The following is a 12,281-nucleotide window of genomic DNA, read 5'->3' as shown; positions in this document are numbered from 1 at the left end:
GTCCGGTCATCGACCGGTGAACTCGGGCTTCTCCTTCGCGATGAATGCTCCCACACCGATTCTCGCGTCGTCGGTGCGGAAAGCGACCCCGAACTGCTCGGCTTCGATGCCGATACCCCCCGCGAGCGGCATGTCGTAGCCGATCCTGACGGCTGCCTTGACAGCCGCGTAGGCCTTGGTCGGCCCCTTCGCGTATCGGGCGGCATCGGCGAGCGCGAGGGACAGCACCTCATCATCGGGTGCGACCTTGTCCGCGAGCCCGATCGAGAGCGCCTCATCGGCCCCGACCTGCCTACCGGTCATGCACATCTCCTTGCAGCGCTGCGGTCCCACGATTCTCGCGAGTCGCTGGGTCCCTCCGGCGCCGGGGATGAGACCGAGGCGAATCTCGGGCTGGCCGACCTTGGCGCCCTCGGCGAGGTATCGGAAGTCGGCGCCCATCGACAGTTCAAGGCCGCCACCGAGGGCGTAGCCGACCACTGCGGCGATTGTCGGCTTCTCAAGGCGTTCGAGGGCGTCGATGACTTCGGTGAGTCCCGACGCCTGGCGATCGTCGGCTCCTGCGTCGAACGCCGCCTGGAAACGCGTGATGTCGGCTCCGGCCGCGAAATGCGGCGTTCCGGTCACGACGACCGCCCGCACTGATGGATCGGCGGCCATGGAGAACGCCTCGGCGAGATCCCCGATGAGGTCACTATTGAGCGCGTTCACCGGCGGACGGTTGAGCGTGATCGTCGCAACAGCGTTGTCGACCGTGTAGTTGACGAGTTCCATGGGGCTCCTTGGATGGCTGTCCTGTTGCAGTTGAGGCTACCTCTCGGGGAGGAGCGCATCAGCCACCGACCACGGATCGGTGCTGCGGCTGACCAGTTGATCGACGACATCATCGGAGACGGCGCCGACCGAGTGTTCGATGCGATCGCGGATGACGCCGACGAGAGCGTGTCGCGCGGCACGGTGTCTTCGATGCCGATCGTCTCCGGAAGCGGCGAGGTGGGAACGGTGGGCGGTCACGGCTTCCCACAGTTCGTCGACTCCCACGGATTCGGTTGCGACGGTACACACAATCGGGGGGACCCACGACATCGTCGGTCCGAGCTCGAGCATCGAGGTGAGATCCCTGACGGTGGCATCCACACCCGGCCGATCGGCCTTGTTGACGACGAACACATCTGCGACCTCGAGGAATCCCGCCTTCGCCGCTTGGATACCGTCGCCCCAACCGGGGTTGACGACAACGACGGTCGTGTCGCACGCCATGGCGATCTCGACCTCGGCCTGACCGACCCCGACCGTCTCGATCACGATCTCAGGAAAGCCAAGCCCATCGAGTGCCGCGGTCACGGCAGGGGTCGATGCTGCGATGCCACCAAGATGGCCCCGATTGGCGACAGATCGGATGAAGACATTCGGATCGTCAGCGTGTTGCCCCATGCGGATTCGGTCACCGAGAATTGCGCCGCCGGTGAACGGGCTCGAAGGATCGACAGCCACGACGGCGATGCGATCCCGTTGGGAGCGCATCACCGAGACGAGTCCCGAAACCAGCGTCGACTTCCCGGCACCCGGTGCCCCGGTGACACCCATGACGCTCGCCGAGCCACCGGACCGGTACAGCTCAGCTGCGAGGCGCTGGCCGGTCGCATCCCCGTCGGCGACATGGGTGACGATCCGGGCGAGGGCCCTCGGGTTTCCGGCGAGCGCCTCACTGATCAGTTCGTCGGTCTTCACGCCTTCGACCTTAGGCACCGAGACGCGCGCTGTGGCTCAACCGGTGGCGACGACCTCGAGGACACCGGGAACCCGATCCTTGAGGATCCGCTCGATTCCGGCCGTGACGGTGGTCTCCGAGATCGGGCATCCGCCACACGCCCCGACGAGTTCGAGGTTCACTGTTCCGCCGTTGACGCCGGTGAGAACCACATCGCCACCGTCGGCCTGGAGTGCGGGCCGGAGATAATCGAGGGTCTCGTTGAGGAGCGAACGATCAATGTCGGATTCGCCTTCGAGCGCGCGGGGCTCTGTCACGCCTCCGATGTGGATGATCGTTCCCTCGGTGTTTGTCGTCATGGGACTCCTCGCCGGCATGGTATCGCAACCCGGCCACAGTTAACAACATCGGCATAGTCGAAAAGCTTCCGGATGGTCGACAGCTCGGTCAGATTCGGGCGATGTCTGCGCCGAGGGACGCAAGGTTCGGAACGAAGCGGTCGTACCCGCGATCGATGTGCGCCGCGTTGGTCACGACGGTTCGACCACTCGCGCGAAGTGCTGCGATCGTCATGGCGGCCGCGGCGCGGATGTCACACCCGTCGACTTCACACCCCGAGAGGGAATCGACGCCGCGGATCACGACATGCTGACCGTCGGCGTGGACATCGCCCCCCATCCGGTTGATTTCCCCCAGGTAGCGGAAACGCCCGGCGTAGATGTTCTCGGTCACGATCGATGTCCCATCAGCGATCGACAGATACGCCACCATCTGGGGATGCATGTCGGTGTGGAACCCTGGGTACGGAAGAGTTGCGAGATCGATGGCGTGCGGCCGGTCGGGACCGGTGACGGTGATCGATGATTCGTCGGCTTCCACTGAGGCGCCGGTCGCCGTCAACTTGGACAATTCCATCCTGAGATGCTCGGGGACACACCCGGTGACGGTCACGGTGCCACCGGTCATCGCCCCCGCGACGAGGTAGGTTCCTGCCTCGAGTCGGTCCGGAACGGCACGGTGGATCGCCGGACTGAGCTCGGTGACGCCGTGCACCTCGATAGTCGAGGTCCCCGCTCCGTCGATCTTGGCGCCCATCTTGAGAAGGAACTCCGCAAGATCGGCCAGTTCCGGCTCACGCGCCGCGTTTCGGATGGTCGTGGTTCCTGACGCGAGCACTGCGGCAAGGAGAAGATTCTCGGTCGCCCCGACCGACGGGAACTCCAGGAATACATCCGCACCGTGGAGACCGTCGGGCGCCGAGGCGTACAGGACGCCGTGACGAAGGTCGAAGTGCGCACCCATCGCCTCGAGACCGGTCACATGGAAGTCGATAGGCCGCGAACCGAAATCGTCGCCGCCGGGGAGAGCGACGCGTGCTTCGCCGGAGCGCGCGAGCAACGCACCGAGCACGAGAATGGATGCTCGCATCTGTCGCACGAGATCCAGCGGTGCTTCCGGAATCGGATCATCAGGGACCGAAATCGAAACCGTCGTACCGTCCCGCACGGTTCGTGCCCCGACATGTTCGAGGACGCGACCCATGATCTCGACATCGACGATACGCGGCACATTCAGGATCGTGTGGGTTCCGGGTGCGAGAAGCGACGCCACGAGGTGTTTCAACACGGCGTTCTTCGCACCAAGGACCTCGATGGAACCCTCGAGCGGCCTGCCACCGCGAACCATGATCGAATCGGACATCAGAACGAGGTTACGCGCCGATGCGCCATACGCCGCGTCACCCGCGCCTACCCGATGGCCTCGACTGATGCGAAGACAGCATCGGCGTGCACCTCCCACGAGTCGTTCGGGGCACGCATCTCCACACCGATGCCCGTGCTTCCACCCGTCGGGACGACGAGATGCCACATGTCACCATCCTCGTGGCGGCCCCACGACCGTTGTGCACCTCCGAGCATCCGCTGCGACCGGGAAAAAGTGCCGACACCAGCATCCTCAAGCAGTGTCCAGAAGGCTCGGGACACCTCCTCGGTGGTCGCGGGCCACGAACCGCCCGCGTTGGTGACGATCGCTTCGAGGTTGACGACTCCCGCGGTGAGGTAGGTCCGGTCGGGCGCGACATCGTGATGTCCGGAGAGGTAGTCGTCTCCGACTTCGACGATCCATCCGTTTGGCACATCGACGCAGAACTTCTCCGTGCACACCCGGGTCGTCTCCGTGATGGCCGGGGCACCGGGACCTGACGAGCATGCCGTCGCCACCACGGCGAGCAGGCCAACGACCAAAAGCCCTGCCGTTGGATGCTTCATGCCCTCAAGGGTACGCCAGCGGGATCCGACGCCAACCGGCGCTACGCTGCGGCACCACACGACAAGGAGCACCCGTGCGGATCGCGATCGGATCCGACCATGCAGGATTCCCGCTCAAGACGCTGCTCGCGGACCATCTCGCGGGACTCGGGCACGATCTGACCGATGTCGGAACCGACTCGACCGAGCCGGTTGACTATCCCGATTTCGCCGCAGCGGTCGCAAGGGAGGTAGCGACCGGTTCCGCAGAGCGCGGCATCGTCGTGTGCGGCTCCGGTGCTGGCGCTTCGATCGCGGCCAACAAGATCACCGGGGTTCGGGCTGCCGTGGTCCACGACCACTACACGGCCCACCAGGCCGTCGAGCACGATGACATGAATGTGCTCGCACTGGGTGCGCGCGTGATCGGACCGACCACGGCATTCGAGATCGTTGATGCCTTCATCGGGGCACGCTTCAGCGGTGACGAACGCCATGTCAGGCGACTCCGAAAGGTGCTCGAGCTCGACCAGAGTCGCTCGTGACGGCTCCCACGCCGGTTCGGTCGTGGGATTCGCTCAGCGCGTCGAAGGTTTCGGCCGATAGCATGGACACCGATGACGATCGAGACGCACGCTGACGAACCGCGGTATCTCAACCGTGAGATCTCGCTGCTCGATTTCCAAGAGCGCGTCTTCCATCTCGCCGAATCCCCCGGCCTTCCACTCCTCGAGCGAGTCAAGTTCGTCGCGATCGTGTCATCAAACCTCGACGAGTTCTTCCAGGTTCGTGTCGCGGGCCTCGCGGAGCAGGACCGCAACGGCGTCACCGCGACGAGTCCCGATGGCCTGTCTGCTTCCGACCAGCTCGCCGCCATCAACACGCGCACCATCGATCTCCAGAGTCGAATCGACAGCCTCTTCTCCAAGGAACTCATGCCACTCCTCGCGGCGGAAGGTATCAGAATCGAGACCATCGACCGTCTCGACCAACAGGACAGCCAGTGGCTCGACCGAGTCTTCGAGGAACAGATCTTCCCGATTCTGACGCCCCTCGCGGTCGATCCGAGCCACCCGTTCCCGTACATCTCGAACCTCTCGTTGAACCTCGCGGTGCTCGTCGAGGACGAAGACGGAGCGCTCCAGTTCGCGCGGGTCAAGATCCCGCCGAATGTCGACCGGTTCATCGCGCTCGAGGACGGCATCCGGTTCGTGCCCATCGAGCAGGTCATTGGGACACACCTTTCGCGGCTGTTCGGCGGCCTCGAAGTTGTTGGCTGGTCCACCTTCCGAGTGACTCGTTCGGCTGACATCGCTGTTGAGGAGGACGAAGCTGATGACCTGCTCGCCGCGATGGAGTCGGTTCTGCGATACCGCCAGCGTGCAGCCACGGCGGTCCGCTTGGAGGTCGAAGCCGGTGTCTCCGAACCGGTCATGGCGATGCTTCTCAACGGGCTCGAACTCGGACCATCGTCGGTACACACCCGCGAGGCCCCCCTCGGCCTTGCGAGCCTGTGGGAGCTGTACAGCTTGGATCGCAGGGACCTCAAGGAGGAACCGTGGCGGCCGGTGACCCAAGTCGCGTTGGCGGAGATCGAGAGCCGCTCGCCTGACTTCTTCGCCCAGATCAGCAGGAGTGACATCCTTGTCCACCACCCATATGAGTCGTTCGCGACATCGACCGCGGCGTTTCTCTCCCAGGCCGCGGCCGACCCCGATGTTCTCGCCATCAAACAGACCCTGTACCGGACCTCCCTCGCCGACGATCCGGCCATCGGAGGTGAAGAAGCGATCGTTCGCACGCTCATCGCTGCCGCCGAGGCGGGGAAACAGGTCGTGGTCCTCGTGGAGCTCAAGGCCCGCTTCGACGAGGCCGCGAACATCAACTGGGCCAAGATGCTCGAGGCGGCGGGGGTGCATGTCGTCTACGGGGTGTACGGACTCAAGACGCACTCCAAAGCGCTGCTCGTGGTTCGCAAGGAGCAGGGGACGATTCGGCGTTACTCGCACATCGGTACGGGCAACTACAACCCCAAAACGACGAGGCTGTACGAAGACCTCGCGCTGTTCACGGCCGACCCCGATGTCGGGGCAGACCTGTCGGAGCTGTTCAACCTTCTGACCGGGCATGCAAGGCCGGTCGGCTATCGGAGACTGCTCGTGGCGCCACACACGCTTCGGTCCGGCATCATCGAGCGGATCCGTGAACAGGCCGCGTTGGGTCCCGCCGGTCGGATCATGTGGAAGATCAACCATCTCGTCGACACTGAGATCATCGATGAGTTGTACGCGGCATCCCAGACCGGCTGTCGCATTGATCTCATCATTCGGGGGAACTGCTCGGTGATGGCGGGGGTCCCCGGCCTGTCAGAAACGATCACCGTGCGTTCGATCGTTGGCCGCTTCCTCGAACACAGCAGGATCTATCGATTCGGTGACCCAGACCGGGGCCGCGCCGAATACTTGCTCGGATCAGCCGACATGATGACCCGAAACCTCGACGGGCGGGTCGAGATCCTCGTCGAAGTCACCGACGAGCGCCTGATCGAGCGTCTGCGGCAGATCTTCGATGTCGAGATGGCCGATGACATGCTTGCGTGGGAACTCCATGGATCGGAGTGGTCGAAGGTTGAAACCGTGGTGGGGGTCGACACGCATGAGGTGTTGCGGGAGATGTCGATCGCTCGATCCCAGACCGATCAGCCGAGCACCCAGGTTCCGTGACCGACCACGAGATCCCACCCGACGAGTCCGTCTGGGCAGCCGGATGCGTCGTCGCCCGCGACGCCAAGAAGAAGCCGAAGTACCTCGTCATTCATCGACCCCGCTATCGCGACTGGTCGCTGCCGAAGGGAAAACTCGACGCTGGCGAGACCTTCTTGCAGGCCGCCGTCCGCGAGGTCGAGGAGGAGACAGGAATCGCCGTGACGAAACCCCGCCCGATCGGAACGGTCGGCTACATGACGAAGGTCGGGAACGCGAAGGTGGTCAGGTGGTGGCTTGCAACGCCCGACCACGGATCCTTCACACCGAACGGCGAGGTCGACGAGATCAAGTGGCTCTCATTCGAAAAAGCCATGGAGCAGCTCTCGTACCGCAACGACAAGGCGGTCCTCGACCGAGCCAACGACATGCAGCTTGAGCGGTCCGCGGGGATGATCCATCTTGTGCGTCACGGGTGGGCGGGGATACGCGACGATGCCGATCCGAACGACGCCGAGCGACCGCTCGACGATCGTGGACGCAAACAGCGCGACGAGATCGGAGCGACCCTGATGGCACATCCGATCACGCGCATCGGGTCCTCGAACTTCCCGCGGTGCGTCCAGACCGTTGCTCCGCTCGCGGCGCGTCTCGGCATTCCGATCGAGCGCGAAGCCGCCCTGATCGAGGGAAGCAATCCGCGCAAGGCCGTTGACCTGATCCACGAGCTCCAGGAGGAGGCAGCGGTCCTGTGCAGCCACGGGGATGTGATCGCCGCCCTGATCGGACATCTCTTCGCCAAGGGTGTTCCCCTCGACGGCCCCATGGCATGGGACAAGGGGAGCATCTGGCAGCTCCGGACGGTGAAGGGACAGGTCGTTTCGGGCCGGTACCTCGCCCCGACCGTCTGATCAGGCTTCTAGCCGATGCGGCCGCGACACCAACGATCGAACGCGGCGGCGGCCTCCACGAGCGTGTCGTCGAGGGACCGCCCGGACGACTTCAACGGAACGAACGAGTGGTCTCCGCCTTCAATGGAAACAAGCGTGCCGTTCGGCACCGACCCGACAACCGGCTTCAGGAGGTCGAGCGGCCCCATGCGGTCGCGGGTGCCCGACACGAACAGCTGAGGGACCGCGATGGTGGTGAGATGGCTCGTGTCGCGTGGATCCCATCGCCCCACAGCAACCAGCGGGTAGCCGAAGTACGCCACACCCGCTGCATCGACGAGCTGGTCGGCAGCCACATGACCCCCGACACGACCCCCCATCGACTTGCCTGCAAGAACGACACGATCCGAGTATCCGGCCATACGCTCGGCGGCGGCCACATGCACTTCGGTCAGGACCGGGAGCCGGTCCGGAGCCCTCCGACCCGCCTCGGCGTATCGATAGTTGAAGGTGAGGGTCGCGTAGCCCAGCACTGCGAGCTGCGTTCGCATCGCGGTCATCCAGGGGTGGGTCTGGCCCGCTCCGGCCCCGTGGGCGAGCACCACACCGATCGGGCGTTGGGACCGCGGCACCGCGAGTTTGCCCGTCACGGACCCGCAGGATGCGGCGATTCTGAGCGTGCGAACCACAACCTGAGGTTACGACCTACCGTGATGGGATGAAGCACGACATCTACCCGACCCCCGAGGCGGTCGCCAACGCGGCAGCCGATCTGATCAGCCGTGCGATCACAAGCGAGCCGAACCTGAGTCTCGGGCTCGCCGGTGGGTCGACACCGCGCCGTGTGCATTCGTCTCTCGCCAGCAGGGAACTCGCGTGGGATGGGGTCACGGCTTGGATAACGGATGAGCGGTGGGTTGGCCCCGATCGCCCCGAAAGCAACCAGCGCATGGCCCGCGAGACGCTCGTTGTGCCGACCGGTGTTCCCTTCGTCGCTCCCGATACCACCGGGACGGATCCGGAAGCAGCCGCAGAGGCGTATGCCTCGATCCTCGACACCAGCGATATCGGATCGGATCGTCCTTCCGTTGTGATGCTCGGCATCGGGACGGACGGCCACACCGCCTCCCTGTTCCCCGAAACCGCGGCGCTCGGCGAAACGGAGAGGAGCTATGTCGCGAACTGGGTGGGCGCACTCGGTGCGTGGCGCCTCACCACCACCTTCGGATTGCTCGCCCGCATCGACACCGTCTTGTTCGTCGTGACCGGCGCGTCGAAGGCGCCAGTGATCAGACAGCTCGCCGATGGCGCCGAACTCCCTGCCGCGGCGGTGCGTGCCCGCCGTGAAGTCATCTGGCTCCTCGATGCGGCTGCGGCGAGCGAGCTGTGACTGACCTCAGCCGTGGTCCGTCGTCAGGAGCCGGAGCGTGAGACGGCCGACCTCGGATTCAGCCGAAAGGGACGACCAGCCCTGCCGAACGGCAAACTCGGTGTCGGTGACCGAACATCCGAGCTCGACGGCCCGCACATCGATCCGCTCGGCTTCATCCGCGAAGCGCCGCCCGTCGGGGAGGTCCGGTTTCGTGGCGAGAAACTCCTCAACCGACATCGATGCAAAGCCCTCGTCGACTGTGTCGATGATGTCCTGGAACAGTGCAAGGGTCGCCGTGACCACATCGTCACACGAGTCGATGTCCGTGCCCGATGAACACGCCGACACGAACAGCGCGACGAGCAACAGCAGGGCCACGAAGCGGGACATGATCCGATGCTACGACACGGCGGAGCTAGGAAGAAGACTCCTCTTCGTGGATGTCATCGACGATCCCGACGACCACGGACCTGATGGGGCCGGTGGCAACACCGTGGACCTGCCGGGCCGAGGTTCCTTCGTCGAGGATGAGCACGGTATCTCCGAATCCCGCATCGACTCGGTCGGTGCAGATCAGGTAGTCGCCGGTCGGATCTGATCGATCCACGACCTCGCACAACAAGAGTCGTTCGCCGTCGAAGAACGGATGGTTGATGGTCGAAGTGACCGTTCCTGACACGACACCGACCTTCACGGTACCTCCACGCCGTCGACAAGGCCCACGATCGCATGATCGACCGGTACGAACCGAGGTTCGAGGGCTTCTGCGGCTTCGCGTGAGGCAACGAAGTACACGAGGTCGCCCGTACCTGCCTGATACGCCGCGTCCGCGGCCACGACGCACGAACCGACCGGCTGTTGGTGCTTGTCGAGGGGCTGGACGACGAGCAGCTTCATACCGACCATGCCGGGGTCCTTGATCGTCGCAACAACCGACCCGCGGACGAGGCCGAGTTTCACGACGATCCACCGTCAACGACGGTGGCCCCGAACTCCGACGACAGCCCGAGATCAGTTCTGATACCGTCCGTCAGCTGAGGGATCACCGTTGCTCCGACGAGTCTCTCGCCGCAACGGTCGACAGCTGCGGCGACGCTCGACTCGACATCGCCGACCGTGCCGTCGATGACGAAGTAGGCCTTGCCCCCGAGGCCGTCGGCAAGGCGAATGATCGCGAGGGCGACCGGTGAGTCCTTGACCGCGGCATCGGCCCCCTCGATCGCTGCTGGCACCGTTGCGGTCTCGACGACACCGACAGCCTCACCCGAGGTCTGCACCGGCCCAGCCTTAATGAGGAGTGCATCCGCAACGCTCGGATCGATATCGGGAAGCACAAGGCCGTCGGTGAGTGATTCGGATGCGATGTCGGAGACGACATCTGCAGCGACCGTGACCGACGCAAGGTCGCCTGCGACGAGAACGAGGTAGTGCCCCGGGTGGACCGTTCCCGTAGTGATCGCCGATACGGGAGCGTGTTTGGCGATCGCGTCGCCGACCGTGATGCCCGCCGCGATGGAGGAGAACTCCCAGATCCCCATGGCGGGCGCAGCGCGGTGTGGCTCAGACAATGCGCAGGGCTCCGATCACCGAGACCCGTCGCTCGCGCGAAAAGGTTCTCGGTCTCGTGAGCCCTTCCCCGGTCGGGCTCGCGATCGAGAAACTCGTGAAACCTTCTCCTTCGGCACCGAGTCCGGCCACATTCGGTCCGTTCGCGACGAATACCGAGCAGTTCATCGCTCGAGCCATCCGGGTGATCGTGTCCACATTCGTGGAGTGAATCGACGCGGTATGGCGGAACCCGTGTTCGGCTCGGACGGCGAGGTCGATTGCCGTGTCCACATCCTTGACCCGAACGACCGGCATCACCGGCATCATCTGTTCGGTCCAGACCAGGCTGTGTTCTGCGGGAACCTCGGCAACGACGAGGCGTACCTCGGGTGGCACCGCGACGCCGATCTCCTTGAGGATCACGGCCGCATCCTTCCCGATGAACCTGCTGTCGATGACTCCCGGTTTGTTGGGCTGCCCGAGCTCGGAGAAGATCACACGCTCGAGGCGTTTCAGCTCGTGCTCCTTGAGTCGGTAGGCGCCAACCGCGCTCATGTGTTGCACGAGCCGGTCTGCGACCGTATCGACAACGATCGTGGTCTTCTCGTCGACGCAGATCACATTGTTGTCGAACGACGCGCCATCCACGATGGCCTTTGCCGCTCTCTGGACGTCAGCGGTCTGGTCGACGACGGCCGGTGGGTTCCCCGGTCCGGCCGTGATCGCCTTCTTCGGGGTGCGAAGTGCCTCTCTCACGACACCGGGACCGCCGGTCACGAGCAGCACCTTCACATCGGGATGCGCCATGAGCGCTTGGGCGGACGCGAGGGTCGGCACCGCCACACAGGTCACAAGGTTGCCGGGCCCCCCGGCGGCGATGATGGCGCGGTTGAGCAGCTTGACATTCTCGACCGATACCTGTTTTGCGCTCGGATGGACATTGAAGGTCACGGCGTTGCCGGCCGAGAGGATGGCGATCGTGTTGTTGATGATGGTGGAGGTCGGATTCGTGGTCGGTGTGATGGCTCCGATCACACCGTACGGCGCGTATTCGGTGACCATCATGCCGCGGTCGCCCGTCACCACCGTTGGCTCGAGATCCTCGGGTCCCGGCGTTCGTTCGATGACAAGCTGGTTCTTCAACACCTTGTCGTCTGCACGCCCCAAGCCGGTCTCCTGGCGGGCCATGTAGGCGAGCCGTTGATTGTTGGCCCGCATCGAGGACCTGATGCTTTCGATGATCCCGCGGCGCGCATCGAGCCCGGACGACCGGTAGGCAAGGAACGCCCTCCTCGCCGCCCCAACCGCCTCGTCGATCGTCGCGAAGACGCCATCACCGAGTTCATCGGCGGCCGAGGCAACCGCGTCCGCAGCGAGGATGGCTGCACCGCGTCGGCCCTCGATGGCTCCGTGGGCCACGCGTTGTTTCACCCGTGTGATGATCGCCTGGATCTCGGCATCGGTCATCTTCGCCATCTCAGATCACACTCTCACGGCTTCGTGTACACGGTTTCGCCGTCGACATCCCACTGATCCACGATCGCCATGATGACCGCGTCACACGGCTTGTCCTTCGTGATGGTTGTCTGGCGCGCTGAGCTTCCGGTCGCATACAAGACGACTTCGCCCACACCTGCCCCGACGCTGTCGACGGCAACGACATAGGAACCCTTCGGGTCGCCGGTCTCGTCAAGCTGGCGCACGACGAGCATCGGAAGCCCTTCGAGGAGGGGGTCCTTGCGCGACGCTACGAGCGTGCCGGTGACCCTTCCAAGATTCACATGGGCTCCCTTCCCGACCGGGTGCTGG

At 64.4% G+C, this 12,281-nt stretch carries 16 protein-coding genes; 4 read left to right on the top strand and 12 right to left on the bottom strand.

The window, feature by feature from the left end:
- Positions 1–6: 6 nt before the first annotated feature.
- The 5 genes from R2823_06110 to R2823_06090 form a co-directional block, all read right to left on the bottom strand.
- Positions 7–774, bottom strand: coding sequence for an enoyl-CoA hydratase-related protein (locus tag R2823_06110; GenBank protein MEZ5175763.1), 768 nt, complete (start codon positions 772–774; stop codon positions 7–9).
- A 36-nt stretch (positions 775–810) separates the two neighbouring features.
- On the bottom strand, positions 811–1,731 hold the full coding sequence (gene meaB, locus R2823_06105; GenBank protein MEZ5175762.1) for a methylmalonyl Co-A mutase-associated GTPase MeaB: 921 nt from the start codon (positions 1,729–1,731) through the stop codon (positions 811–813).
- A 36-nt stretch (positions 1,732–1,767) separates the two neighbouring features.
- Complete coding sequence (locus tag R2823_06100) at positions 1,768–2,070, bottom strand: NifU family protein (protein ID MEZ5175761.1); 303 nt, start codon at positions 2,068–2,070, stop codon at positions 1,768–1,770.
- Between the two features lie 88 nt (positions 2,071–2,158).
- A complete protein-coding gene (gene murA / locus R2823_06095; GenBank protein ID MEZ5175760.1) occupies positions 2,159–3,412 on the bottom strand; it encodes a UDP-N-acetylglucosamine 1-carboxyvinyltransferase in 1,254 nt (417 codons plus the stop codon).
- A gap of 47 nt (positions 3,413–3,459) precedes the next feature.
- Entirely contained in the window at positions 3,460–3,981 is a 522-nt protein-coding gene (locus tag R2823_06090; GenBank protein ID MEZ5175759.1) for a hypothetical protein, read from the bottom strand.
- A 74-nt stretch (positions 3,982–4,055) separates the two neighbouring features.
- Between R2823_06090 and rpiB the strand changes: the two genes are divergently transcribed.
- From rpiB to R2823_06075, 3 genes are all read left to right on the top strand, one after another.
- The gene (rpiB, locus tag R2823_06085; protein MEZ5175758.1) at positions 4,056–4,505 is read left to right on the top strand and encodes a ribose 5-phosphate isomerase B; all 450 of its coding nucleotides are present in this window, start codon (positions 4,056–4,058) and stop codon (positions 4,503–4,505) included.
- Between the two features lie 72 nt (positions 4,506–4,577).
- A complete protein-coding gene (gene ppk1, locus R2823_06080; protein MEZ5175757.1) occupies positions 4,578–6,683 on the top strand; it encodes a polyphosphate kinase 1 in 2,106 nt (701 codons plus the stop codon).
- Positions 6,680–7,573, top strand: coding sequence for an NUDIX hydrolase (locus R2823_06075; protein MEZ5175756.1), 894 nt, complete (start codon positions 6,680–6,682; stop codon positions 7,571–7,573). The genes ppk1 and R2823_06075 overlap by 4 nt, the downstream gene beginning before the upstream one ends.
- Positions 7,574–7,581: 8 nt before the next feature.
- Here the strand turns inward: R2823_06075 and R2823_06070 are convergent, their stop codons facing one another.
- Entirely contained in the window at positions 7,582–8,202 is a 621-nt protein-coding gene (locus tag R2823_06070) for an alpha/beta family hydrolase (GenBank protein MEZ5175755.1), read from the bottom strand.
- Positions 8,203–8,270: 68 nt separating this feature from the next.
- Here R2823_06070 and pgl point away from each other — a divergent pair, with 68 nt between their 5' ends.
- The gene (gene pgl, locus R2823_06065; protein ID MEZ5175754.1) at positions 8,271–8,942 is read left to right on the top strand and encodes a 6-phosphogluconolactonase; all 672 of its coding nucleotides are present in this window, start codon (positions 8,271–8,273) and stop codon (positions 8,940–8,942) included.
- Between the two features lie 6 nt (positions 8,943–8,948).
- Here the strand turns inward: pgl and R2823_06060 are convergent, their stop codons facing one another.
- From R2823_06060 to R2823_06035, 6 genes are read right to left on the bottom strand one after another with little or no spacing between them, the layout of a single operon-like run.
- Positions 8,949–9,314: a hypothetical protein gene (locus tag R2823_06060; GenBank protein ID MEZ5175753.1), complete on the bottom strand. Its 366-nt coding sequence runs from the start codon at positions 9,312–9,314 to the stop codon at positions 8,949–8,951.
- Between the two features lie 25 nt (positions 9,315–9,339).
- Positions 9,340–9,618: a EutN/CcmL family microcompartment protein gene (locus tag R2823_06055; protein MEZ5175752.1), complete on the bottom strand. Its 279-nt coding sequence runs from the start codon at positions 9,616–9,618 to the stop codon at positions 9,340–9,342.
- On the bottom strand, positions 9,615–9,884 hold the full coding sequence (locus R2823_06050; protein MEZ5175751.1) for a EutN/CcmL family microcompartment protein: 270 nt from the start codon (positions 9,882–9,884) through the stop codon (positions 9,615–9,617). The genes R2823_06055 and R2823_06050 overlap by 4 nt, the downstream gene beginning before the upstream one ends.
- Complete coding sequence (locus tag R2823_06045; GenBank protein ID MEZ5175750.1) at positions 9,881–10,492, bottom strand: BMC domain-containing protein; 612 nt, start codon at positions 10,490–10,492, stop codon at positions 9,881–9,883. Before R2823_06045 ends, R2823_06050 begins: the two co-directional genes overlap by 4 nt.
- Positions 10,485–11,948 (bottom strand): aldehyde dehydrogenase family protein, encoded by a 1,464-nt coding sequence (locus tag R2823_06040; protein ID MEZ5175749.1) that lies wholly within the window; start codon positions 11,946–11,948, stop codon positions 10,485–10,487. Before R2823_06040 ends, R2823_06045 begins: the two co-directional genes overlap by 8 nt.
- A gap of 14 nt (positions 11,949–11,962) precedes the next feature.
- Positions 11,963–12,253, bottom strand: coding sequence for a EutN/CcmL family microcompartment protein (locus tag R2823_06035; protein ID MEZ5175748.1), 291 nt, complete (start codon positions 12,251–12,253; stop codon positions 11,963–11,965).
- Positions 12,254–12,281 lie beyond the last annotated feature (28 nt).

The organism is Acidimicrobiia bacterium, assembly GCA_041393965.1.
GTDB lineage: Bacteria > Actinomycetota > Acidimicrobiia > Spongiisociales > UBA5794 > UBA5794.
The sequence above is the reverse complement of the archived record's forward strand: the minus strand, read 5'-3'. Positions and strand labels throughout refer to the sequence as shown.